General features: G+C 64.2%; 28 protein-coding genes. 21 read left to right on the forward strand and 7 right to left on the reverse strand.

All coding sequences use genetic code 11. The features are described from left to right. Positions 1-2: 2 nt before the first annotated feature. Positions 3-1256 carry a flavodoxin-dependent (E)-4-hydroxy-3-methylbut-2-enyl-diphosphate synthase gene (gene ispG / locus X756_RS144625; RefSeq protein WP_023684023.1) on the reverse strand — a complete coding sequence of 418 codons (1254 nt, stop codon included), beginning with the start codon at positions 1254-1256 and terminating at the stop codon, positions 3-5. Between the two features lie 287 nt (positions 1257-1543). Then, the gene (locus X756_RS144620; protein WP_023684024.1) at positions 1544-1723 is read right to left on the reverse strand and encodes a YdcH family protein; all 180 of its coding nucleotides are present in this window, start codon (positions 1721-1723) and stop codon (positions 1544-1546) included. A gap of 239 nt (positions 1724-1962) precedes the next feature. Between X756_RS144620 and X756_RS144615 the strand changes: the two genes are divergently transcribed. Beyond that, positions 1963-2166: a YdcH family protein gene (locus X756_RS144615; RefSeq protein ID WP_023673103.1), complete on the forward strand. Its 204-nt coding sequence runs from the start codon at positions 1963-1965 to the stop codon at positions 2164-2166. 24 nt (positions 2167-2190) lie between these two features. On the opposite strand, the gene X756_RS144610 is transcribed toward X756_RS144615, so the two are convergent. Then, positions 2191-3006: an IclR family transcriptional regulator gene (locus tag X756_RS144610; RefSeq protein ID WP_023730824.1), complete on the reverse strand. Its 816-nt coding sequence runs from the start codon at positions 3004-3006 to the stop codon at positions 2191-2193. A gap of 156 nt (positions 3007-3162) precedes the next feature. Here X756_RS144610 and X756_RS144605 point away from each other — a divergent pair, with 156 nt between their 5' ends. The 8 genes from X756_RS144605 (at position 3163) to X756_RS144570 (ending at position 9629) form a co-directional block, all read left to right on the forward strand. Further along, positions 3163-3993, forward strand: a complete 831-nt coding sequence (locus X756_RS144605; RefSeq protein WP_023673105.1) for a transporter substrate-binding domain-containing protein — start codon at positions 3163-3165, stop codon at positions 3991-3993. Between the two features lie 69 nt (positions 3994-4062). Then, positions 4063-4728 carry an amino acid ABC transporter permease gene (locus X756_RS144600; protein ID WP_023693641.1) on the forward strand — a complete coding sequence of 222 codons (666 nt, stop codon included), beginning with the start codon at positions 4063-4065 and terminating at the stop codon, positions 4726-4728. 1 nt (position 4729) lies between these two features. Then, a complete protein-coding gene (locus tag X756_RS144595) occupies positions 4730-5380 on the forward strand; it encodes an amino acid ABC transporter permease (protein WP_023684027.1) in 651 nt (216 codons plus the stop codon). Between the two features lie 4 nt (positions 5381-5384). After that, positions 5385-6179: an amino acid ABC transporter ATP-binding protein gene (locus X756_RS144590; RefSeq protein WP_023673108.1), complete on the forward strand. Its 795-nt coding sequence runs from the start codon at positions 5385-5387 to the stop codon at positions 6177-6179. Between the two features lie 117 nt (positions 6180-6296). After that, positions 6297-6758 (forward strand): RidA family protein, encoded by a 462-nt coding sequence (locus tag X756_RS144585; RefSeq protein WP_023673109.1) that lies wholly within the window; start codon positions 6297-6299, stop codon positions 6756-6758. A 20-nt stretch (positions 6759-6778) separates the two neighbouring features. After that, entirely contained in the window at positions 6779-7984 is a 1206-nt protein-coding gene (locus tag X756_RS144580; protein ID WP_031195646.1) for an aminotransferase class V-fold PLP-dependent enzyme, read from the forward strand. Between the two features lie 74 nt (positions 7985-8058). Next, entirely contained in the window at positions 8059-8556 is a 498-nt protein-coding gene (gene purE / locus X756_RS144575; RefSeq protein WP_023730826.1) for a 5-(carboxyamino)imidazole ribonucleotide mutase, read from the forward strand. After that, on the forward strand, positions 8553-9629 hold the full coding sequence (locus X756_RS144570) for a 5-(carboxyamino)imidazole ribonucleotide synthase (RefSeq protein ID WP_023698471.1): 1077 nt from the start codon (positions 8553-8555) through the stop codon (positions 9627-9629). The genes purE and X756_RS144570 overlap by 4 nt, the downstream gene beginning before the upstream one ends. Positions 9630-9667: 38 nt before the next feature. Here X756_RS144570 and X756_RS144565 read toward each other — a convergent pair whose 3' ends face one another. Continuing rightward, complete coding sequence (locus X756_RS144565) at positions 9668-10096, reverse strand: lysozyme inhibitor LprI family protein (protein WP_023702777.1); 429 nt, start codon at positions 10094-10096, stop codon at positions 9668-9670. 242 nt (positions 10097-10338) lie between these two features. On the opposite strand from X756_RS144565, the gene ykgO reads away from it, so the two are divergent. The 4 genes from ykgO (at position 10339) to X756_RS144545 (ending at position 12857) form a co-directional block, all read left to right on the forward strand. Continuing rightward, positions 10339-10464: a type B 50S ribosomal protein L36 gene (gene ykgO, locus X756_RS144560; RefSeq protein ID WP_006327841.1), complete on the forward strand. Its 126-nt coding sequence runs from the start codon at positions 10339-10341 to the stop codon at positions 10462-10464. 113 nt (positions 10465-10577) lie between these two features. Next, a complete protein-coding gene (locus X756_RS144555; protein ID WP_023730827.1) occupies positions 10578-11159 on the forward strand; it encodes a hypothetical protein in 582 nt (193 codons plus the stop codon). 116 nt (positions 11160-11275) lie between these two features. Then, on the forward strand, positions 11276-12343 hold the full coding sequence (locus X756_RS144550) for an alpha/beta hydrolase (protein ID WP_023711627.1): 1068 nt from the start codon (positions 11276-11278) through the stop codon (positions 12341-12343). A 7-nt stretch (positions 12344-12350) separates the two neighbouring features. Next, positions 12351-12857, forward strand: coding sequence for a hypothetical protein (locus X756_RS144545; protein ID WP_023730828.1), 507 nt, complete (start codon positions 12351-12353; stop codon positions 12855-12857). Here the strand turns inward: X756_RS144545 and pyk are convergent. Together pyk and X756_RS144535 are read right to left on the reverse strand one after the other, a co-directional pair. Further along, positions 12815-14260: a pyruvate kinase gene (pyk, locus tag X756_RS144540; RefSeq protein WP_023673117.1), complete on the reverse strand. Its 1446-nt coding sequence runs from the start codon at positions 14258-14260 to the stop codon at positions 12815-12817. The genes X756_RS144545 and pyk overlap by 43 nt on opposite strands. Further along, a complete protein-coding gene (locus tag X756_RS144535; protein WP_023730829.1) occupies positions 14257-14745 on the reverse strand; it encodes a DUF1036 domain-containing protein in 489 nt (162 codons plus the stop codon). Before X756_RS144535 ends, pyk begins: the two co-directional genes overlap by 4 nt. 246 nt (positions 14746-14991) lie before the next feature. On the opposite strand from X756_RS144535, the gene X756_RS144530 reads away from it, so the two are divergent. The 3 genes from X756_RS144530 (at position 14992) to X756_RS144520 (ending at position 17610) form a co-directional block, all read left to right on the forward strand. Next, positions 14992-15789, forward strand: a complete 798-nt coding sequence (locus tag X756_RS144530; protein WP_023730830.1) for an N-formylglutamate amidohydrolase — start codon at positions 14992-14994, stop codon at positions 15787-15789. A gap of 12 nt (positions 15790-15801) precedes the next feature. Continuing rightward, a complete protein-coding gene (locus tag X756_RS144525; RefSeq protein WP_023690051.1) occupies positions 15802-16110 on the forward strand; it encodes a DUF1244 domain-containing protein in 309 nt (102 codons plus the stop codon). A gap of 324 nt (positions 16111-16434) precedes the next feature. Further along, complete coding sequence (locus X756_RS144520; RefSeq protein WP_023730831.1) at positions 16435-17610, forward strand: MFS transporter; 1176 nt, start codon at positions 16435-16437, stop codon at positions 17608-17610. Here the strand turns inward: X756_RS144520 and X756_RS144515 are convergent. Continuing rightward, the gene (locus X756_RS144515; RefSeq protein ID WP_023730832.1) at positions 17574-18482 is read right to left on the reverse strand and encodes a LysR family transcriptional regulator; all 909 of its coding nucleotides are present in this window, start codon (positions 18480-18482) and stop codon (positions 17574-17576) included. The two genes, X756_RS144520 and X756_RS144515, sit on opposite strands and share 37 nt — an antisense overlap. A 95-nt stretch (positions 18483-18577) precedes the next feature. Here X756_RS144515 and X756_RS144510 point away from each other — a divergent pair, with 95 nt between their 5' ends. The 5 genes from X756_RS144510 (at position 18578) to X756_RS144490 (ending at position 23586) form a co-directional block, all read left to right on the forward strand. Further along, on the forward strand, positions 18578-19534 hold the full coding sequence (locus X756_RS144510) for an SDR family oxidoreductase (protein WP_023730833.1): 957 nt from the start codon (positions 18578-18580) through the stop codon (positions 19532-19534). A 178-nt stretch (positions 19535-19712) separates the two neighbouring features. Further along, positions 19713-20573, forward strand: a complete 861-nt coding sequence (locus X756_RS144505; protein ID WP_023693632.1) for a xanthine dehydrogenase family protein subunit M — start codon at positions 19713-19715, stop codon at positions 20571-20573. After that, complete coding sequence (locus X756_RS144500; RefSeq protein WP_023684040.1) at positions 20573-21055, forward strand: (2Fe-2S)-binding protein; 483 nt, start codon at positions 20573-20575, stop codon at positions 21053-21055. The genes X756_RS144505 and X756_RS144500 overlap by 1 nt, the downstream gene beginning before the upstream one ends. Continuing rightward, complete coding sequence (locus tag X756_RS144495; protein ID WP_023702785.1) at positions 21052-23316, forward strand: xanthine dehydrogenase family protein molybdopterin-binding subunit; 2265 nt, start codon at positions 21052-21054, stop codon at positions 23314-23316. Before X756_RS144500 ends, X756_RS144495 begins: the two co-directional genes overlap by 4 nt. A gap of 24 nt (positions 23317-23340) precedes the next feature. Beyond that, positions 23341-23586, forward strand: a complete 246-nt coding sequence (locus X756_RS144490) for a MoaD/ThiS family protein (RefSeq protein WP_023684042.1) — start codon at positions 23341-23343, stop codon at positions 23584-23586. The last annotated feature ends 346 nt before the right edge of the window (positions 23587-23932 follow it).

Raw genomic sequence — 23932 nt, forward strand, 5'->3', positions numbered from 1 at the left:
GCTTATTCGGCCGCAGCCTTGCCGTGCTGGCCAAACCGCTGCTCGATATAGTCGGCAACCATTTTTTCGAAATCGGCGGCGATCGACGGACCGCGCAGCGTCGCCGACTTCTTGCCATCGACGAAGACGGGCGCGGTCGGCGTCTCGCCGGTGCCGGGCAGCGAGATGCCGATATCGGCGTGCTTGGATTCGCCGGGGCCGTTGACGATGCAGCCCATCACCGCGACCTTGAGGTTCTCGACGCCGGGATATTTCTCCCGCCAGACCGGCATGTTCTTGCGCAAATCGGCCTGGATGTTCTGGGCGAGTTCCTGGAACACGGTGGATGTCGTGCGGCCGCAGCCGGGGCAAGCGGCGACGATCGGCACGAACTGACGGAAGCCCATGGTCTGCAGCAGTTCCTGCGAGACCTGCACCTCGCGAGTGCGATCGCCATTCGGCTCCGGCGTCAGCGAGATGCGGATGGTGTCGCCAATGCCTTGCTGCAAGAGGATGCCCATGGCCGCCGACGAGGCGACGATGCCCTTGGAGCCCATGCCGGCTTCGGTGAGGCCGAGATGCAGCGCATGGTTGGAACGCGTGGCAAGCTCGGTGTAGACGGCGATCAAATCCTGCACGCCGCTGACCTTGGCCGACAGGATGATCTTTTCGCGGGCGAGGCCTATCTCTTCAGCCATTTCGGCCGACAGGATCGCCGACTGCACGATCGCCTCGCGGGTTACTTCCTGCGCCGTCAGCGGGAAGCCTTGGCGCTGGTTCTCGTCCATCAGCCGGGTGAGCAACTCCTGATCGAGCGACCCCCAATTGACGCCGATGCGCACCGGCTTGTCATGCCTGATCGCCATTTCGACGATCGCCGCGAACTGGCGGTCCCTCTTGTCCTTGAAGCCGACATTGCCGGGATTGATGCGGTATTTGGCCAGCGCCTCGGCGCAGTCCGGATGGTCGGCCAGCAGCTTGTGGCCGATATAGTGGAAGTCGCCGACCAGCGGCACATTGATGCCGAGCCGCTCGAGCCGTTCGCGGATGCGCGGCACGGCGGCAGCGCTCTCGTCACGATCGACGGTGATGCGCACGATCTCGGAGCCGGCGCGATGCAAAGCCGCAACCTGCGCGACGGTCTGGTCGATATCGGCCGTGTCGGTGTTGGTCATCGACTGCACGACGACCGGCGCGCCGCCGCCGACGACCACGCCGCCGACATCGACGCCGACCGATGTCCGGCGCGCAAAGGGGGAGGAAAAATACCCGGTCATGCCGGCAGCCTCTTGATCACCCGAGCGACACACGTCCACGTCGACGCACGCTCAATCAGCTATCAGCGCATAGCGCTGAGGTTCGGGCATGAGGTGGAGGAGCAAAGATGGCTTGTCAATGGCGACAGACAAGCAGAGCCGCCAAATCGCAGCAGCGCGGCGACCCCACAGACGGGTTTCGCCGGCCAACAGTATCGGAATCAGTAGCAAAAACAGGCCTCCGGCGGCATGTCGCCACCGGAGCGATAGTCACGCGCCAAGGCGGCGCGTCTAATCCTGGAAGGGCGTCAGTGTCTCGTCGGTTTCGCCTTCAGTTTTTCAATCTCGTCCTTGAGTGCCAGCTTGCGTCGCTTCAGATTCACGATTTCGAGGTCGTCGACCGATGGATGGTTCATCGCATCGTCGATCTCGCGTTCGATATCACCGTGTTTCCGCTGCAACTCATCAAGATGGGATGCAAGAGACATGATTGGTTCTCCCTTTCATGGTTTCCTCGATTGCAGCCGTCAAAGGCACGTCCACCGCAGGTCGCATCTGTGACGGCACCATGACAGTCTGCCACCATCCGGCTGCGATGTCGAATGCTGCGTGGTAGCATTCCACGACAATGTGATATGTGATATTGGCTGCGCGCCGGCGGCAATTGATGCCGCCCCCGCCCAATCATGCCCATTGCCGGGCGCCGCAGACATGCAGACGGTAGAGAATGTCCGACCAGGAAAAGGCCGATGTCCGCCTCGAATTTTCCCGCCTGAAGCAGGAGCATGCCGATTTCGACGCGGCCATCAATGCGATGATCGCCATGGGCTGCGACCCCTTGCAGATCCAGCGCATGAAGAAGAAGAAGCTTTTCCTCAAGGACCGGCTGATGGCGCTGGAAGACAAGATCATTCCGGACATCATCGCTTAGCCGACGGCCTCGGGGCCTAACTGCTCACCCCGCTATCGACAGCCGCGCCGCGCGATGGCGCAGCAACGTCAGCAATTCGTCGGTCTTCTCCGCTGAAGTGTCGATCGGCACCACCAGGCACATCGTCGCCTCGACCTTGCCGGCGGCCGCGAAGACAGGGGCGGCCAGGCATTTGGTGTAGGCGTCGACCAGCCCCGAAGTGATGCAATAGCCGGTCGTTCTGGCCGTCGCGATATCGGCAATGAAGTCGTCGAACTGCAGCCTGCGGCCGTCGGGCAGCAAAAGGTCGTCTTCCGAGACCATGTCCTGGATGGCGGCCCTTTCCAATCCGGCCAGAAGCAGCCGCCCCGATGCCGTCCATGGCAGCGGGATCTGCAGGCCGGTGGCCGAGCTGATGCGGAACGGCCTAGTGCCGGGGCTGGAATGGACGATGGTATAGCGGCCGCTTTGCAGCATGCACAATTCGGAGGTCTCGCCGGTCTCGCGCGACAGATTGTCGACCTCCTGCCGGCCTCTCCTAAGCAGGTCGTTGCCCCTGACGTAGTCCATTCCATAGAGGTAGAGCTTCTTGCCGAAATAGACCCGGTTGCCGTCGCCCTCCATCTCCAGGAGACCCGCATCGACTAGCGAACGCACCAGCGTATAGGTGGTGGAGCGAGGCGCATTCACCCCCTTGGCGAGATCGCCAATGCCGATGGCGCGCTGCGTAACATGCAGGAAGTCCAGGATCTCCAGCACCCGGTTGAGGCCCTTCTCGCGCGAGCCGGAGGTCTTGTCGGGCGTCGGGCCCTCGGCTGGACCAAGCTCCGCCCGATCCGTGAGTCCATTGCTGTCTTGCATAACTGATTCCTGATGTTAGTATCTGTCTTGTACAGGATACATGTGTCTATTGTAAGAGACAATTCAGGTCGGCGACACGTGTGTCTGTAAGGGGAATTCAAACAACAGGAGGTCGCAGTGAACGACGCATCCAAGCGAGATTTTCTGAAACTGGGCATGGCCGGGCTTGCAACGGCGGGCGTGATGACCGCTGTCAGCGCCGAAAAGGCGGCGGCACAAGCCGCATCCGACAGCGTTCTGCGCACCGCGCTTGACCGCGGCAAGCTGATCGTCGGCACCGGCAGCACCAACGCGCCATGGCATTTCGAAAACGATGCCGGCGAGCTGGTCGGCATGGACATCACCATGGGCCGCATCCTGGCCAAGGGTCTGTTCGACGATCCGAGCAAGGTCGAGTTCGTCATGCAGGATCCGGCGCAGCGCATCCCCAATGTCACCACCAACAAGGTCGACATTACCATCCAGTTCATGACCATGACCGCGCAGCGCTCGCAGCTGATCCACTTCTCCAGGCCATACTATGTCGAGGGCGTCGCCCTGCTGACGCTGCCGACGGCGGAAAACAAGACCTTCGACAAGCTGCTCGCCGGCGGTTCGGCGACGCGCATCTCGATCCTGCAGAATGTCGATGCCGAAAGCTCGGTCCATTACGCCCTGCCGGAGGCGCAGGTGCTGCAGATCGACACCCAGGCCAATGTGCTGCAGGCACTGGAATCGAAACGCGCCGATGCCGCCGCTGTCGATCTTTCAACCGTGCGCTGGCTGGCCTCGCGCAACCCCGACAAATATTTCGATGCCGGCAAGAGCTGGTACTCGATGCTCTACGGCGCGGCGGTCAGGCAGGGCGACCTGGACTGGCTGACCTTCGTCAACCAGACCTTCACCATCGCCATGTTCGGCCATGAGACCGCACTCTACGACGCCGCCTTCAAGGACTATTTCGGCCAAGAGCCGCCGGCCCGCCATCCCGGTTTCCCGGTTGTCTGACAAGTGCTGGCGGAAGGGTTAGCCCTTCCGCCTTCTAGTTCGCATCCCCTTGGTTATTGCGGGAGACGCATGGGCTATACGCTCAACTTCAACCTGATCTGGCGCCATTTCGACAAGCTGTGGGGCGGCCTTCTGCTCAGCCTCGAGCTTGCCGTGATTTCGATTGCCATCGGCGTCGTCATCGGCCTGGTGCTGGCGGTCTGGTATGTCTCGGCCGGACGCGTGGTGCGCGCCATCATTGCGGCTTACGTCGAATTCATCCGCAACGTGCCGCTGATCCTGCTCGTCTATCTTGTCTTCTACGGCCTGCCGACGGTGATCGACGTCGCCTACGACGCGCCGACCTCGTTCGTGCTGACGCTGTCGGTCTATAGCGGCGCCTATCTGGTCGAGGTGTTCCGCTCCGGCCTGGAAGCCGTGCCGCGCGGCCAGCTCGATGCCGGCAAAGCCATCGGCCTGACGCCCTGGCAGCGGCTGGTTCATGTGCGCCTGCCGACCATGCTGCGCATCACGCTGCCGGCGCTGTCCAACACCTTCATCTCGCTGTTCAAGGACACGTCCATCGCATCGGTCATCTCGGTGCCCGAGCTCACCTTCGGCGCCCAGTGGATCAACTTCAACACCTTCCGCATTGTCGAGGTCTATCTGGTGACGACGGCGATGTACCTGGTGACCGGTTACACCCTGCTCTTCGGGCTGCGGCTGGTCGAACGCCGGTTCAGGGCTGCGCGCTGACATGCTGAGCCAGATCCTCTACGCCGTACCGTTCCTCGCCCAGGGCTTCGCCATCACTTTGTGGGTGTCGCTGCTGGTCGTGGTGCTGTCGCTGATTGCCGGCGTCGCGCTCGGCGTCGGCCTGGTCTACGGCCCGGCGCCGCTGCGCTGGGCCGTGCGCATCTTCTCCGACACCATCCGCGGCATCCCGATCCTGGTGCTGATGTTCTTCGTCTATTACGGCCTGCCGGCCATCGGCCTGCATCTGCAATCCTTCTCGGCGGCGGTGCTGGCGCTGACCTTGTTCAAGACGGCGCAGGTCATTGAGTATCTCCGGGGCGCCGTCGGCTCTATTCCCAAGGGCCAGTCAGAAGCGGCGATGGCCATTGGGCTGACTTTTCGCCAGCGGCTCACCTACGTCATCTTTCCGCAGGCCTTCCGGCGCTTCCTGCCGCCCTGGATCAACGGCGTCACCGATGCGGTCAAGGGCAGCGCCCTGGTCTCGCTGCTCGGCATCACCGACCTGATGCAGGCGATCAACCAGGTCATCGGCCGCACCTATGAGGCGATGCCGCTCTACATCCTCGGCGCCTTGATCTATTTCGCCGTCAACTATGCGCTTTCCTACGCCAGCCGGCGGCTGGAACGGCGCTTTGCCTTCATCCGGGACTAGCACGATGGCCACAAGCTCGAACGACAATGCTGCCCTTCTCGACATTGCCGGGGTCTCGAAAGCCTTTGGTTCGGTCGAGGTGCTTCGCTCGGTCAGCCTCAAGGTGGACAGGGGCGAGGTGGTCACCGTCATCGGCCCTTCCGGCAGCGGCAAAACCACCCTGCTGCGCTGCGTCAACTTTCTCGAAAGCTACGACTCAGGTTCGATCCGCATCGACGGCAAGGAGGTCGGTTTTCGTGAGGCCGGCGCGCGCCAGCGGCGCAGCGAGCGCGACCTTGCCAATATGCGCGCCGAAACCGGCATGGTGTTCCAGAGCTTCAACCTGTTTCCGCACCTCACCGCCGCCGGCAACATCATGCTCGGCCTCACCAAGGTGCGCGGCAAGAGCAAGGCCGAGGCGCGCCAGATCGCCGAGCATTGGCTGAGCCGCGTCGGCCTCGCCCACAAGGCCGACAGCCTGCCGGCGGAACTCTCCGGGGGCCAGCAGCAGCGCGTCGGCATAGCGCGGGCAGTCGCCATGGAGCCAAAGATCCTGCTGCTCGACGAGATCACCTCCGCGCTCGATCCCGAATTGGTCGGCGAGGTGCTGGCCGTTGTGCGCAGCCTGGCCGAAGACGGCATGACAATGGTGATGGTCACGCACGAGATGGCCTTTGCCCGCGACGCTTCGAGCCGCATTGTCTTCATGGCCGATGGCGGTGTCAGCGCTGTTGGCCCGCCGAAGGAGATCCTTGCCGAAGAGACCACCAATGAGCGCCTGCGCTCTTTCCTGGCGCGGTTCCGCGCCTCGCATTTCTGACATGGGCGGCCCGAAGCAATTCCAGGAAAAGTGTAAGCGGTTTTCCCGGGAAAAGCGCGAAGCGCTTTCCCTTGGGAATTGCGTAAAACAACAGGCCGGCCCAAGGAGAATTCTTCCATGACGCCTTACATCCGGCTCGCCGAGCTCGGCCTGACGCTGCCCGAGCCGCCGACGCCGATCGCCAATTTCGTCACCCATGCGGAAAGCGGCCGGCTGATCTTTCTTTCGGGTCAAGGGCCGCTGCGCGCCGACGGCACGCTGTGCACCGGCAAGGTCGGCGAGGACGTCACCGTCGAGCAGGCCTATGAGCATGCCCGCCTCACCGGCCTCAACCTGCTCGCCGTCATGCACGCCGCCGCCGGCGATCTCGGCCGCATCGTGCGCGTCGTCAAATTGCTCGGCTTCGTCAATGCGACGCCGACCTTCAGCGACCACCCGAAAGTGGTCAATGGCTGCTCGGACCTGTTCGCCAGCGTCTTCGACAAGATCGGCGGCCATGCACGCTCGGCGATCGGGGTCGGCTCGCTGCCTGGAAACATCACCGTCGAAATCGAAGCGGTCGTCGAGATCGCCGCCTGACCGTCAAGGGATTGCTGAACATGAAAACCTATTCCGACACCGGCTCCAACACCACGATCCGTGAACGGCTGGGACTGAGGCCGATCATCAACGTCTCCGGCACGATGACGACCCTCGGCGCCTCGATCATCGTTCCCGAGGCGATCAGCGCCATGGCCGAGATCGCCTCGCAATGGGTGGAGATGGACGATCTGCAGCGCGCCGCAAGCGTGATCACCGCCCGCCTCACCGGCGGCGAGGCCGGCTTCATCACCGCCTGCTGCGCCTCAGGCATCACAATGGCGATCGCCGGGGCGATGACCGGCACCAATTTGCTGGCGATCGAACGGCTGCCCGACGACACCGAAGGCCTGAAGTCCGAAGTCGTCATCCAGCTTGGCCATATCGTCAATTACGGCGCGCCGATCGACCAGTCGATCCGCGTCGCCGGCGCCAAGGTCATTCCAGCCGGTACCGTCAGCGTCACCCAGGACTATCACCTGCGCGAAGCGATCAATGAGCGCACGGCGGCAGCACTCTATGTCGTCGCGCACCACACCGTGCAGTACGGCATGCTTTCCCTCGAGGAATTCTGCGAAATCTGCCACGCCAGGGGCGTGCCGGTGATCGTCGACGCGGCTTCCGAATATGACCTGCGCAGCTTCCTGGCGCGCGGCGCCGACATCGTCGTCTACAGCGGCCACAAATTCCTTTCGGGGCCAACCAGCGGCATCGTTACGGGACGCAAGGATCTTGTCCGCGCCGCCTATCTGCAGAACCGCGGCGTCGCCCGCGCCATGAAGGTCGGCAAGGAAAGCATCGCCGGCACCATGGCTGCGCTCGAAGCCTGGGAAAAGCGCGACCATGCCGGCATCCGCCGGCGCGAGGAAGCGGCGCTCAATCTGTGGAGGGATTCGCTACAGGGAATACCCGGCATCGTCGCAAACATCATTCCCGACCCGACCGCCAATCCGCTCGACCGGCTGCAAATCTTTGTCTTGCCCAAAAGCCGCTTCACCGCCGCCGGCCTCGCCTCGGCATTGGCGGCCGGATCGCCGCCCATCATCGTGCGCAACCACGAGGCCGAGCGCGGCCATTTCTTCCTCGACCCGTGCAATCTGCACCCCGGCGAGGCCGAGATCGTCGCCGAGCAGCTGCGCGCCGTGCTCACCGCCGCCGACAGGCCGACGGATGCGATGAGACAGCCGCGAAAGGATTCATCCGGCGCCCTGCGCTGGCCGGACTAGGCTGCGGCGGCCGCCATCCTTGCGGCTTCGCCCGAATTCCGCTAAGGCGCGCCTTTACCGCCGGGAGCATGCGCTTGACCGACCACCGCGCCGACGTCGCCATCATCATGGGCAGCCAGTCCGACTGGGCGACGATGCGCCACGCCGCCGAAACGCTGGAGGCGCTGAGCATTCCGCACAAGCGGCTGATCGTCTCCGCCCACCGCACCCCGGACCGCCTCTATGATTTCGCCAAAGGCGCCAAGGCGGCCGGCTACAAGGTGATCATCGCCGGGGCCGGCGGCGCCGCCCACCTGCCCGGCATGACGGCGGCTCTGACGCCGCTGCCGGTGTTCGGCGTGCCGGTCGAATCGAAGGCGCTGTCAGGCCAGGATTCGCTGCTCTCCATCGTCCAGATGCCGGCCGGCATTCCGGTCGGCACGCTTGCCATCGGCAAGGCGGGTGCGGCCAACGCCGCCCTTCTGGCGGCCGCCGTGCTGGCGCTGAACGACGAAGAACTTGCCGCCCGCCTGGATGCCTGGCGCACCGCCCAAACCGCCAGGGTCGCCACCGAACCGACGGACGCGCCGTGAGCCTGCCCGCGGGATCGAGCATCGGCATCATCGGCGGCGGCCAGCTCGGCCGCATGCTGGCTGTTGCCGCAGCGCGCCTCGGCTACCGCACAATTATCCTCGAACCGCAGGCCGATTGCCCGGCGGCTCAGGTCGCCAACCGCCAGATCACCGCCGCCTATGACGATGCGGACGCCCTTGCCGAACTGGCGGCAGTCAGCGCCGTCGTCACCTACGAATTCGAGAATGTGCCGGTAGCGGCTGCCGGCGCGCTCGCCGCCAAGGTCCCGGTCTATCCGCCACCCAGGGCGCTGGAAGTCGCCCAGGACCGGGTGGCGGAGAAGCTATTCCTGAACGGCATCGGCATCAGGACAGCGGATTTCCGCTCCGTCGACAATGACGACGAGCTGACGGCGGCGCTGAGAGAGTTCGGTGGCAGCGGCATCTTGAAAACCCGCCGCATGGGCTATGACGGCAAGGGCCAGCGCGTCTTCCGCAACATGGAGACGGGCGGCTTTGCCGGCACATGCGAGACCATGGGCAATGTGCCGCTGATCCTCGAATCCTTCGTCGCTTTCGAGCGCGAAATCTCGGTCATCGCCGCGCGCGGGTTGGACGGCGCGGTCGCCGCCTACGATCCGGCTGAGAACGTCCACCGCGACGGCATCCTGCATACCTCGACCCTGCCGGCCCAGATCAGGCTGGAGACGGCGGCGACGGCACAGGGGTCGGCAGCGAAAATCCTGTCGGCCCTCGACTATGTCGGCGTCATCGGCGTCGAGTTCTTCGTTCTTGCCGATGGCACGCTGCTGGCCAACGAAATGGCGCCGCGCGTGCACAATTCCGGCCACTGGACGGAAGCCGCCTGCATCGTTTCGCAATTCGAGCAGCATATCCGCGCCATTGCCGGCCTGCCGCTGGGCAACCCTGGCCGGCATTCAAACTGCGTCATGGAAAACCTGATCGGCGACGATGTGCTGCGCGTACCCGCTTTGCTCGCCGAGCCCGATCTGATGCTGCATCTCTACGGCAAGGCGGAAGCGCGCCCAGGCCGCAAGATGGGCCATTTCACGCGCATCAGCCGCCGTAGCTAAGCCATTCCGGCACTTTGCGCGAGGGCGTGGCTCGAGCCCTATTGCAGCTCGTCGTTCAGATCTCCGTCCTCGTCGGGGCTGGCGCAACTCGCATCGCCTTCCCTACAATTGGCGCCCGCGGTGAGCTGTTTGATGCGCTGGTCCGTCAGTTCGGTCAGGCATTGTGAAACCTCCATCGGATGGATGGAGCCGCCCTCGCTGTCTGTCGTCGTATAGGCGCATTCGGCGTCGCGGAAGGCGATCCAGGCGCGTTGCGCGACCTGCAGCAGCTTCCTGCCCTTGTCGTCGTTGCGACCGACGAGATCCTTGTAGGCCTGGTTGAGCTTGGCATCGGCCGCCCGATAGTCCTCGCCGGCGCAGATGTTCATCATCTGCTGGCTGTCGTCGTTGCGGTCGCATTCCTGCGCCTGCGCGATGGAGGCGGCTGCCAGAACGGCAAGGCTCGCGGACACAAACAACAGGCGCATGGAGGTCTCCAAATCGGCTTGCGGGTGCCGCACCATTCCAGCCCGCCTTCGGCCGCGCAATGGCGTGGAGCCGAGATGGCGGATATTTGATGGCCAAAGCCATTCTCGGCCTCTATCCAGCACGCTTGCGGTTGACACGGGCAAGGCTCCTCGTTTATGAGCCACCGCAAGTTCAAAGGCGCGCTTTTCAGGCGCGCCTTAATAATTCGGCCCGGACAGGGCCCAGACCGACGGGCAAGACCATGAAGATCAAGAATTCGCTCAAGGCGCTGAAGGCGCGTCACCGCGACAACCAGCTGGTTCGCCGCAAGGGCCGCGTCTACATCATCAACAAGACCGCTCCACGCTACAAGGCGCGCCAGGGCTGAGTGTTCGGCCGGAGGCTCGTTGCCTCCGTCCATACGATGGTAATTGCCTGGTTCCAGGCACTTTCACGCTAATTTCAGTTTGACGATCCGCCGTCCGGGGTTAGATTCCGGCGATGCGGATTCTTTTTGCATTTTTGGCCACCCTCTTTCTTTTCGGCGTCACTCCGGCGTCGGCGGACGATCCGCCGGCAAAGCCGCCGGTTGCCCTGACCAGGGAAGCCAGGCTCGACCAACTGTTTGCCGAGCTGAAGCGCGAGCGCAACGAAAAGGCGGCCGAGCGCATCGCCGGGCGCATCTGGAGCGAATGGTTCCAGTCCGGCAGCGCCTCGATCGACCTGATGATGCAATGGTCGCAAAAGGCGATTGACGACCAGAAGTTCGACGTCGCCCTCGACTTCCTCGACCAGGTCGTCATCCTGCAGCCAAAATATGCCGAAGGCTGGAACCGGCGCGCCACCGTCCATTACATGATGAAGAATTTCGGGAAATCGATGTCCGACATCGACCAGACGCTGCAGCTGGAACCACGCCATTTCGGCGCGCTTTCCGGCCTGGCCCAGATCATGGCCGCCACCGGCCACAAGCAATCGGCGCTCAAAGCCTGGCAGAAGGTGCTTACCATCTATCCGATGATGCGCAGCGCCCAGGACCAGGTCGCGGCAATTTCGGAAGAGCTTGCCGGCGAAGGAATTTGATTAGTCAGTAGGAATTAGGGATTAGTCAGTAGTCAGTAGAGAAGATTGGTCGAGACGCCACCTCCCTACTCCCTACTCCCTAGAACTTATCCCCCTCCACCCCCGTATCTCCGCGCATGAACCTCATTTACGCCGCCTGTGCTTTGCTCCTCGCGCTCGTCTTTGCCCTGGCCGGTGTCACCCGGGCCGGCGCGTGGCTGATCGAGTGGCGCAACCCGCCGGCCGGCGAATTTGCCGACATCGACGGCACCCGCATCCACTATGTCCACGTGCCGGCTCCGCAAAATGCAGAGCTGCCGGCCATCGTCTTCATCCACGGCGCCAGCGCCAATCTCAGGGATCAGATGCTGCCGATCAGGCCTTTGCTCGAAGGCCGCGCCGAGATGGTTTTCCTCGACCGGCCGGGCTTCGGCTGGTCGGCACGCGGCCCCGGCAACAATGAGAGCCCGTCGGCGCAGGCCGACACCATCGCCAGCCTGATGGACCGTCTCGGCATCCACAATGCGATCATCGTCGGCCATTCGTTTGGCGGCGTGATCACCGCCGCCTTTGGCCGCGAACACCCGGAGAAGACGCTCGGGCTGGTCTTTCTGTCGCCGGTCAGCCACCCCTGGCCGGGCGGCGCGACCGCCTGGTACTACAAGCTGACCGCCACCCCCATCATCGGCTGGCTGTTCTCGGAGACATTGACCTATCCGGCAGGCACGCTGCAGATGGACGGCGCCACGGCCTGCGTGTTTTCTCCCAACAAGGTGCCGGAAGGCTATGTCGGCAATGCCTCGATTCCGCTGGTGCTGCGTCCCGGCGCTTTCCGCGCCAACGCCATCGATGTCGCCGGCCTCTACGACTATACGCTGAAGGCCGCGCCGCATTACCGCGACATCACAGCGCCGACCATCGTCATCTCGGGCGACCGCGACAAGGTGGTCTATGCCTCGATCCATTCGGTCGGCCTGGTCAGGGACATCCCCGGCGCCGAACTGATCTGGGTCCACAATCTCGGCCACAAGCCGGATTGGATCGCCTCCGACCTCGTCGTCGGCGCGATCGAGAAAGTCGCCGGCAAGGTCGTCGACCTGCAGGCAATGGCAAAAACCGTGGAAGCACGCATCGCCGGCGATGCGTACAACGATGCACAGTGCCCCGACATTACGGTGCCCGACGCGCAACTCGCCCCGACGTGACGGCCGCATGTATGTCCTGAAGCACGGAATCAAGAAAAACCCCGAAGCGTTCTGGGCGCTACCGGATAGCATCTTCTTCGGCTACGGCGCCTGCCACATCCTTGCGGGCACCTTCCTCAGCCATCCTCCCCTGGACGGATTCTACGGCGAACGGATCATTCCGGGCGAGGATTTCTACGGCAACCATATCTACATGACGAACGGCGTGATCGCCTTCGACTATCACGGCTATTCCAGCCGAGAGCGGCTTCTGCAGCACCACGGAAGGGGATGGGCTTCGCATAGCGCAGGCTGGCACTGCACGCTGGAAAGGGTCGATTTCGACCTGCTCGACACCGCCGACCTCAACCGGCGAAAGATGCGCGGCCCGGATCAGTATCTCTATTACCCAATCCCTCGCGCACACCGCTTCCTTCAGCGTATCGATCACGCCGAAGGTGCGGCAAGAGCGCTGCGAACTGTGACGAGGTCTCAGCCTATGTTGCGGGTGGCCTGCACGTCCGATCCGACATAGGCGATGCGCAGCATGTTGGTCGAACCCGGCGTCCTCAGCGGCACGCCCGCCGTGATGATGACACGGTCGCCCGGCTGGCCGAACCCCTCTTCGAAAGCGATGCGGCAGGCGCGGTCGACCATGTCGTCGAGGTCGCTGGCGTCGGGCGAGACGACGCAATGCGTGCCCCACAAAAGCGACAGCCGCCGCGCCGTGTTGAGGATCGGCGACAGGGCGATGATCGGCACTTGCGGCCGCTCGCGCGCGGCGCGCAGGCCCGTGGTGCCCGACGCCGTATAGGTGATGATCGCCGACAGTTTCAGCGTCTCCGCAATCTCGCGGGCGGCGAGCGAAATGGCGTCGGCGCCGGTTGCTTCCGGTTCCGAGCGCTGCGCGTTGATGATGCCGGCATAGGTCGGGTCGGTTTCGACCTTGGTGGCGATGCGGTTCATCATCGCCACCGCCTCGACCGGATAGGCGCCGGCAGCGGATTCGGCTGAAAGCATGATGGCGTCGGCGCCCTCGAACACGGCGATCGACACGTCGGACACCTCGGCGCGGGTCGGCACCGGCGCGGTGATCATCGATTCCAGCATCTGCGTGGCGACCACCACCGGCTTGCCGGCGCGGCGCGCGGCGCGCGTGATCTGCTTCTGGATGCCGGGCACCGCTTCCAGCGGCATTTCCACACCGAGATCGCCGCGGGCGACCATCAGCGCGTCGGAGAGTTCGATGATTTCGGCCAGCCGGGCGACGGCCTGCGGCTTTTCAATCTTGGCCATGATCAGTGCCCGGCCGCGCGCGATCTTGCGGGCTTCCGCCAAATCCTCCGGCCGCTGCACGAAGGACAGCGCCACCCAGTCGACGCTTTCCGCCAGCACCGCATCGAGGTCCTTGCGGTCCTTTTCGGTCAGCGCACCGACCGGCAGGTCGGTGTCGGGCAGGCTGACGCCCTTCTTGTCGGAAATGGTGGTGCCGGCGACGACGGTGCAGGTGATAGACTTGCCGTCGCTCTTCACCGCCCTGAGCTCCAGCTTGCCGTCATCGATCAACAGACGGTGGCCGGCCTCGACCGAGCTCAGGATTTCGGGATGCGGCAGGTAGACCCGGGTCGACGTGCCGGGCTCTGGATTGTTGTCGAGGGTGAAGGTCTGGCCCGGCGTCAGAACCTCCTTGCCGTTGGCGAACTTGCCGACGCGCAGCTTCGGTCCCTGCAAATCGGCCAGGATGCCGATCGGACGGCCAACTTTCTCCTCGACCGCGCGGATGCGGCCGACCAGCGTGCGCATCAACTCGTGATCGGTGTGGCTCATATTGATGCGGAAGACATCGGCGCCGGCTTCGAACAGCTTCTGCAGCATCTCCTCGGACGAGGAGGCAGGACCGATGGTGGCGAGGATCTTGACCTTGCGGCTACGTCTCATTGACTGTTTGTTCCCGGGGCGGCTGGAGCGCCTCCCGTTGTGGACTCATCGGTCAGCTGGACCATCCAGCTTGCCTGCTCGCCCGTGTCATATTCCTGGAATCCGGCGCGCTGGAAGCCCCGGGCGACGCAATCGGTAACGCCGGCAATCTTGAATTCTTTTTCGGCCACGCACATGTTGATCGGGCCATCCCAGCGCCCGCCGCGCTCGGCGTCTTCTGCATAAAGATAGTAAAACCTCGATGACAGCGGACCTTCGATCAGCGTCTTGCAGCTCGATCCTTCGATGTGCCACCACCCCTCGGTGATCCAGCCTGCCTTGGCGCGGTAGCCGATGCCGACGCCGACCAGGTTCTGCGTGGCGTTGCAGACGCGGAAATCGGCGCGGGCAGGCGAAGCCGCGACCAGCGCGGTGAGCCCTAGCGTCAGGGTCAGGAGCGGCACGACAAAGGCGGTGCGCGCACGCGGCCTGCCGGCGGAACCCATCCCGAAACCCCTCAATAACGTCATCTGCATCTCTCAGCGCCCCTTTTCGGAAAAGTCCGGGCGCATGTCAACGCGCCGTTCTGTCCAATTCCAATCGATTTAGAAAGGCCCCCGACACGCGATCTGCCGCGCGTCACAGGATTTTCGCAGAAACCGTGGCCAAACAACGGCATTGCGCAACAGTCCTCTTCGTGGGAATGACGATACCACCCTCCCCGGAAGCCAGCGAACAGACCTTTCCAGCCAATGACCCGATCCACAGTTTTCGCGCCTTTCGATATCGTCGAAGGCGACCGCAAGCGAGGCATCGTGCTTGTCGCCGACCATGCCCGCCGCGACCTGCCGGAGGAGTATGGCAGTCTCGGCTTGCCGGCGGCGGAACTCGATCGCCATATCGCCTACGACATCGGTGTCGAGACGGTGACGCGCGAACTGGCCGCAGCGCTCGACGTGCCGGCGGTGATCGCCAATTTTTCGCGGCTGCTGATCGATCCCAATCGCGGCGAGGACGACCCGACGCTGATCCGCCAGCTCTATGACGGCACTGTCGTGCCGGGAAACTACCCTATGGCGCCGCAAGAACGCGAAAGGCGGCTCGACGGCTTCTACCGGCCTTATCAGGACGCGGTCGGCGCCATGATCGCGTCGGTGGCGCACGCCTCAGGCAAAGCGCCGCTCATCTTCTCCGTACACTCCTTCACCCCTGTCATGCAGGGCTTCATCCGCCCTTGGCATGTCGGCATATTGTGGGACCTCGACGACCGCGTGGCGCGGCCGCTGATCGACATGCTGGCGCAGGATAAAAACCTCGTCGTTGGCGACAATGAACCCTATGACGGCGCGTTGCGCGGCGACACCATGTTCAAGCACGCCATCGTCAACGGCTTTGCCCATGCGCTGATCGAGATCCGCCAGGACCTGATATCAGACCGCAAGGGGGCGCTGGCCTGGGCGGAACGGCTGGCGCCGATCGTTGACGCCATCGACCGCCGTCCCGATATACATCAGGTGAAGATGTTCGGCTCGCGCACCGGGCCGCTGTGAGGACCCAAGGCAATGACCGAACTCAGCGATGACCAGAAACGCGATTTCGAGGCCGCGGCCTTCCGCCGGCTGGTCGAGCATCTGCGCGAGCGCAGCGATGTGCAAAACATCGACCTGATGAACCTCGCCGGCTTCTGCCGCAACTGCCTGTCGAACTGGTACCGCGAAGCGGCCGAGGCTGAGGGCGTCGATCTCGGCAAGGACCAGTCGCGCGAAATCGTCTACGGCATGCCCTATGCGCAATGGCAGGCGCTGAACCAGACCGAGGCTTCGGACGCCAAGAAGGCGGAATTCGAGGCGAGGCGGCCGAGGGATCATTGAAGTAGCGCGCGGTTCACAGGATTGACGTCGGCGGGACAGCGCCCCCCTCTGTCCTGCCGGACATCTCCCCCACTTGGGGGGAGATTGGCCGTCACGCAGGCTCTAGCCAATCGCCAGCGGTGCAAGAATAAGCGAGGCGCCGAAGCCGCCAATCTCCCCACTTGTGGGGGAGATGTCCGGCAGGACAGAGGGGGGCGCGAAGGAACGCTGCCTAACGGTTTCCCCTTAGATGTGGCCCACAAGCTTTTCGCAGCCCAGCGCTTGACGAGAAATTGAATCGATCTAATTTGCCGCGCAAAGCCATTCTTTGACCGGATTCAGGCCATGAACGCGCAAGACACCATGCAGAGCGCCATTCGCGGGCGATGGGCCGTAGCAGCGATCTTCCTCGCCAACGGCTTCCTGACCGGCAGCTGGGCGCCGCAGATTCCGGTGTTCCTGACCCGGCTCGACATCTCGAAATTCACCCTCGGCCTGCTGATCCTTCTGTTCGGCGTCGGCGCGGTCGCGGCCATGAGCTGGTGCGGCCATCTGATCTCCAGGCATGGCTCGCGCACCGTGTTGCGCTGGTTCGGCCTGTGCGGCAGCCTCGGCCTGCTGATCGTGGCGCTGGCGCCCAACGTGCCGCTGGCGTCGATCGCCATGATCATCTTCGGCGGCTCGATCGGCGGCATGGATGTCGCCATGAACGCCAATGCCGTGGTGGTCGAGCGCCGGCTGTCCCGCGCCATCATGTCGTCCTCGCACGGCTTCTGGAGCCTCGGCGGTTTCGCCGGTGGCGGTCTGGGCGGTTACGCCATCCAGACCTACGGCCACCTCGCCCATGCGGCTGTGGTCACGGTCATAGCTTTTGCCGTCATTGCCGTGGCGGTCGGCTACCTCATCGCCGAGGACAAGCCGCAGGCCGCCGAGCATCACAGATTAACGCTGCCGGCCAACCCGCTGGTCTATCTTGTCGGGCTGATGGCGCTGCTGACGATGATTTCCGAGGGCGCCGTGCTCGACTGGGCAGCGCTTTATCTCCGGCAGGAGCTCGGCGCCGACCTCGCCATCGCCGGCCTTGCCTACGCCGCCTTCTCCGGCGTCATGGCTGTCATGCGCTTTTTCGGCGACGGCGTGCGCAACCGCTTCGGCGCGGTGGCGACGCTGCGCGGTTCGGCCATCGTGGCCGCCGCCGGCATGCTGGTCGCCGGCCTGTCGCCCTCGCCCTGGATCGCCATCGCCGCTTTTGCCCTCTGCGGCTTCGGCATCGCCAACATGGTGCCGATCATCTTCTCGGCCGGCGGCAATCAGGAAGGCATGTCGTCGGGCACCGGCATGAGCGTCGTCACCACCATGGGCTATTCCGGCATATTGGTGGCGCCGTCGGCGATCGGCTTCGTCGCCGAGCATTCGAGCTTCGGCCCGATCTTCGTCGCCATGTCGGCGCTGCTGATCGTCGTGCTGTTGATGGCCGGGCTCGCTCACCGCGCCGAATTCGCGGCCGCCCCCGCCGAATAGCGCTTCAGCTCCTCATAGAGGAAATCCGCGACGCGGCGGATGCGCACGCTGGTGCGCACGTCGCGATGCATGGCCAGCCACACCGGCAGGCTGGGCAATGGCAGGCCGGGCAGGAGTTTCTCCAGTAAGGGGTCGCTGTCGGCCAGCGGCTCCTGGCCGAGACCGACGCCGTTTCCCGCCCGCAGCGCTTCCCACAGAACGATCTGGTTGTCGGCCCTGAAGCGGAAGCTGCTTCGGGTGACGGGGATGCCGGCCTGGGTAAAGCCCCGGATCATCTCGTCGCTGCGGTCGAAGCCGATCAGCGGGTGGTCGAGAAGATCGGCGGGCTTGAGCGGGCGGCCGTGCTGGTCGAGATACGATTTCGCCGCGCAGCAGCAGAGCTTGATATCGCAGACCTTGCGCGCCGTCAGCTCGTTCTGCGCCGGCTTGACCATGCGGATGGCGATGTCGGCATCCCTTCGCAGCAGGTTCTCGACCTGGTTCGAGGCGACGATCTCGACCTCGATGCCGGGCTCCTCGATGCCGAGCCGCGCCGTCATCTTCGGCAGCACATAGGCCGCCACCACCTCGCTGGCGGCAATGCGCACCGTGCCTTCGATCGCCTCGACCGAGCCCAATGCCAGTAGTGAGAACGCGCTCGCCTGCTCGCTCACCGCCTTGCCGCGTTCGAACAGCGTGGCGCCTGCTTCCGTCAGAGCATAGCCGCGCCGCCCGCGCCGGAACAGCGTGACGCCGAGCGCCTGTTCGAGCTCACCGATGTGACGCCCAAGCGTCGGCTGGCTGGCCAACAGTTTGCGCGCCGCGGCCGACAGACTGCCGGTCTCCGCCACGGTGACGAAACTCTTGATCAGGTTCCAGTCGATATCTTCCATTCATTTATGAATAACAAATCTGCATCCATAGTCAATTTTCATTCGCGTATGAACGCATCATATTCACCGTGCAAACACAGACACGGAGAAGAAAAATGACCAAGATCGCAATTCTAGGCGCCAATGGCCGGCTCGGCCGCGTGGTTGGCAAGGCCTTCATCGACGCCGGTTTCGACGTCCGCGCCGTCACCCGCAGCGGCAAGGTCCCAGCCGAACTCAAGGGCGCCACCGCCGTCGCCGGCGATGCGCTCGACCGCGAGGCGCTGATCCGCGCCACGCAAGGCGTCGACATCATCTTCAACGGCCTCAACCCGATCTACACCGACTGGGGCAAGTGTCTGCCGATGGCGGAGAACGTCATGGGCGCCTGCCATGCCAATGGCGCGCTGCATCTTTTCCCCGGCACTGTCTACAATTACGGCTCGCCGATGCCTGAGGTGGTCACCGAACACACGCCGTTCCGCCCAACGACCGAGAAGGGCCGCATCCGCTGCGTCATGGAAGCGCTGTTTCGCCGCGAGGCCGATGCCGGTCGCGTCCGCACCATCATCCTGCGCGCCGGCGATTTCTTCGGCGGCACCGGCAGCGGATCATGGTTCGACCTCGTCGTCGCCGCCAAGATGAACAAGGGCGTCTACACCGCGCCCGGCCCTGCCAACCTCGTGCATGAATGGGCCTATTTGCGGGACTTCGCCATCGGCTTCGTCGGCCTGGCGCGCAATCAGGGCAAGCTCGGCTTCTTTGAGGCGCTCAACTTCCCCGGCCACGCCATCAGTGACATGGACATAAAGGCCGCGGCCGAGAAAGCGTTGGGACGTCCGCTGAAACTGACCTTCATGCCTTGGTGGGTGCTGCGCGCCGGCAGCCCGTTCGTGGCGATGTGGCGCGAGATCGTCTCGATGTCCTATCTGCGCTTCGAACCGCACCGGCTCGTGTCCGACCGGCTGGAAGGCATCATCGGCGAAGTCCCGCACACCCCGCTGGACGAGGCCGTGGCCGAGGCCTTGAAGGACATCGGCATCAGCCTCGACCGTGCAAAAGACGCCGCTTAAATGCATGTCGCCCAGAAGTGTGCGCGGTTCTGGGACAACGACATGCATCAAAACAAAGACTTTAGACAAAAATCTCTCTCGCGGTGCTGGCCCAATCGCTGGAAATCAGCAACCGGATGGTCATTATGAGGAGACTGTTTATAACGGTCGGCGAGATCACCATCACCAAGGGGAGACGATGCGTTACATACGTCCGCTTTCAATCGAAGACGCCGTTGGCCTGCTGGCCGACGCTTCCGGCACATCAGCCATTCTCGCTGGAGGCAGTGACCTCCTCGTTCGGATGAAGGGCGGGTTTGTCGATCCCGACCTGATCGTCGACATCAAGGCGATCGAGGGCTTGAGCGAGATCAGGGAGACGGCCGACGGCTTCAGCATCGGCGCCACCGTCCCCTGCGCCGTCCTGGGCGAGAGCTCGGTTCTGAAGAAGGCCTGGCCCGGTGTCGTCGAAGCGTCGAAGCTGATCGGCTCGAAACAGGTCCAGGGCCGCTGCACCATCGTTGGCAATCTGTGCAACGCATCGCCGGCCGCCGACAGCGTCCCGGCCTTGGTGGCCGCCGCCGCAAAGGCCGTGGTTGCCGGTCCGTCGGGCAAGCGCACCATTCCGGTCGAGGCTGTGCCGATCGGGCCTGGCAAGACCTCGCTCACCAAGGGTGAGATCGTCGAGGCGATCCTGCTCGACAAGCGCGCGCCGCGTTCGGGCGACGCCTACCTCAGGTTCATCCCGCGCACCGAGATGGACATCGCGGTGGTCAGCGCCGGCGTGAACCTGACGCTCGACGAGCATGGCGTCATAACAGCCGCCCGCGTCGCGCTGGGCGCCGCGGCCCCGACCGTGCTTCTGGTGGAAGAAGCAGCCGAGGCTCTCATCGGCAGGAAGCTGGATGAGGCGGCACTTGAGCGGCTCGCCAAGATCTGCGCTGGGGCCTGCCGCCCCATCGACGACAAGCGCGGCACCATCGAGTTCAGACGAAAAGTTGCGGGCGTGCTGGCCGGACGGGCCGCGACGACCGCCTACGCACGCGCAGGAGGCAAATGATGGCCGGTGTAGCAGTTTCAACGACAATCAACGGCGATCACGTCGAATACCTTTGCCAGCCCGACGAGACGTTGCTCGACGTCCTGCGCGATCGCCTCGGGCTGACCGGCGCCAAGGAAGGCTGCGGCACCGGCGACTGCGGCGCCTGCTCGATCATCCTCGACAACCGGCTGGTCTGCTCGTGCCTGGTGCTCGGCGCTGAAGCCGAAGGCCGGCATATCGAGACCGTCGAGGGCATGGCGCATGGCGATCAGTTACATCCCCTGCAGCAGAAATTCCTTGAGCATGCAGCGCTGCAATGCGGCATCTGCACGCCGGGCTTCCTGATCGCGGCGAAGGACCTTTTGGCCAAGAACCCCGATCCGACCGAGGAAGAAATCCGCTTCGGCCTCGCCGGCAACCTCTGCCGCTGCACCGGCTACGACAAGATCGTGCGCGCGGTCCAGGACGCGGCCAATGTGATGAAGGGAGCGCACGCATGAACTTCGATCCACGCTTTTCGGGCCGCAAATTCTCCTCCGTCGGCACGCGGCCTATCCGTCCCGACGGCGTCGACAAGGTGACGGGCCGCGCCCGCTACGGCGCCGACTTCAACATGGCGGGACAGCTGGTCGGGCGTGTCCTGCGCAGCCCGCATGCGCATGCCAGGATCCTCAAGATCGACACTTCGAAAGCGGAAAAGCTCGCCGGCGTGAAAGCGGTGATCACCGCCGCCGACCTGCCCGATCTCACCGATGGCGACGCCGCCATGTACGACGTCCTCGACAATTGCATGGCGCGCGGCAAGGCGCTCTATGACGGCCACGCCGTGGCCGCGGTCGCCGCCGTCGATGCCCGCACGGCCAGGCAGGCGCTGAAGCTGATCGAGGTCGAGTACGAGCTGTTGCCGCATGTCACCGATGTCGACGAGGCGATGAAGCACACCGCGCCGTTGATCAACGACACGATCTTCACCGAGGGTCTCGAGGAAAAGCCGGCAAAGCCGTCCAACGTCACCAAGCGCAGCCAGTTTGGCCATGGCGATGTCCATCAGGGCTTTGGCCACGCCGATGTCATCGTCGAGCGCTCCTTCAAGACCGAGCAGACGCATCAGGGCTATATCGAGCCGCATGCCTGCGTGGCGAGCGTCTCGTCGGACGGCACCGCCGACCTCTGGGTCTGCACGCAGGGCCATTTCGTCTACCGCCAGCATTGCGCGCAACTGCTCGGGCTGGAAGCCTCGAAGCTGCGCGTCACCTCGTCTGAAATCGGCGGCGGCTTTGGCGGCAAGACCCATGTCTGGGCCGAACCGGTGGCGCTGGCGCTGTCGCGCAAGGCCGGTCGGCCGGTGAAGCTCGTCATGACCCGCGACGAGGTGTTCCGCGCCTCGGGTCCGACAAGCGCGACCTCGATCGACGTCAAGATCGGCGCCCGCAAGGACGGCACCATCACCGCCGCCGAAGCAACGCTGCGCTACACCAGCGGCCCCTATGCCGGCACGTGGGCCGAGATCGGCGCCATGACGGCCTTCGCCTGCTACAAGCTCGATAACGTCAAGACGGTCGGCTTCGAAGTGCTGGTCAACCGGCCGAAGACCGCGGCCTATCGCGCACCCTCCGCACCGATGGCGGCGTTCGCGGTGGAAAGCGCTGTGGATGAGCTGGCCAAGGAACTCGGCATGGATCCGGTCGAGTTCCGGATCAAGAACGCCGCGCAGGAAGGCACCCGCTCCTCCTACGGTCCGGTCTACGGCCCGATCGGCATCGGCCCGACGCTGGAGGCGGCCAAGCACCATCCGCACATGAAGGCGCCGCTGGGCAAGAACCAGGGCCGCGGCATGGCTTGCGGCTTCTGGTTCAACTTCGGCGGCCAGACCTGCGTGGACCTGAACATCGGCATGGACGGCTCGGTATCGCTGGCCGTCGGCACGGTGGACGTAGGCGGTTCGCGCGCGTCGCTGTCGCTGGTGGCGGCGGAGGAGCTCGGCATCGACTATGCCCAGCTCAAGGCGGTGGTCGCCGACACGTCCTCGCTTGGCTACAACGACATGACCGACGGCAGCCGCGGCACCTTCTCGTCCTCGATGGCGACCATCTCGGCCGCCCGCAACGCGATCAAGATCCTGCGTGAGCGCGCCGCCCAGACGTGGGACATCCCCGTCGACGACGTGGTCTGGGAAAACGGCCACGCCATCGCCAAGGGCGAGAAATACGGCAACCTTGCAGCCCTGTCGCTGAAGGAGATCGCCGCCGCTTCCGGCAAGACCGGCGGGCCGATCGCCGGCCACAGCGAGCTCGTCGCCGACGGCGCCGGCGTCTCCTTCGCCACCCATATATGCGACATCGAGGTCGACCCCGATACCGGCTCGACCAGGGTGATCCGCTACACGGTGATCCAGGATGCCGGCAAGGCGGTGCACCCCACCTATGTCGAGGGCCAGTACCAGGGCGGCGCCGCGCAAGGCATCGGCTGGGCGCTCAACGAGGAGTATATCTACGGCAAGGACGGGCGCCTCCAGAATGCCGGCTTCCTCGACTATCGCATCCCGGTCTGCTCGGACCTGCCGATGATCGACACGCAGATCCTCGAGATCCCCAACCCCAACCACCCCTATGGCGTGCGCGGCGTCGGCGAAACCTCGATCGTGCCGCCGCTGGCGGCGATCGCCAATGCCGTCTCGAACGCCGCCGGCGTGCGCATGACCCACATCCCGATGTCGCCGCCGAGGGTTCTCGCCGCGATCGAGGCGGAACGGGGAGGCTAAGGCCGAAATGAGGTTCTTGCCCTAATGGTCGAAGTCACGCTCTGGGGCGCGCTGGGCCAGCTCGCCGGCGGCCAGAGCAAGGTCGAGGTCGAGGCCAAGGACATAAGGGAGCTGTTCAGGAAACTGGCTGAACAGTATCCCGGCATCGAGCCCTGGATCGAGAAGGGCATCGCGGTGGCCATCGACGGGACGATCTATCGCGATACGTGGTCGAAGGAACTGCCGCCGGGGGCGGAGATTTTTCTGCTGCCGCGGCTGGCTGGGGGGTGACGGGGGGTGTCGCCCTACGTCCCAGAGCGGACCGGCATCCTCGGTCTGCGAACTTCAAGTGCAATGTCGGTCCTCGCCTAGATGCCAGTTTTGCTGACCGCGTCTTATCGGCGGCGGGTTGGCCAACAATCCAGAGAACCTGATCCGCTGGATTACTATCGGCAAGGGACATCAGTCCGCACACGGCTCTGAAGTGACTCGAGCGGGTCACCGTTTGACGGACAACACCGGCCCCTTTCTGGAGAGGCCGGCTATCGTTGATCCAGGATCATCAAGCTAGGTTTGGCGCTGAGACGTATCGGAAATTCGTTCGCGCACGGCATGCTCGGTCTTGTCTGCTGTGGAC

The organism is Mesorhizobium sp. LNJC405B00, from assembly GCF_000502615.1.
Taxonomy (GTDB): domain Bacteria; phylum Pseudomonadota; class Alphaproteobacteria; order Rhizobiales; family Rhizobiaceae; genus Mesorhizobium.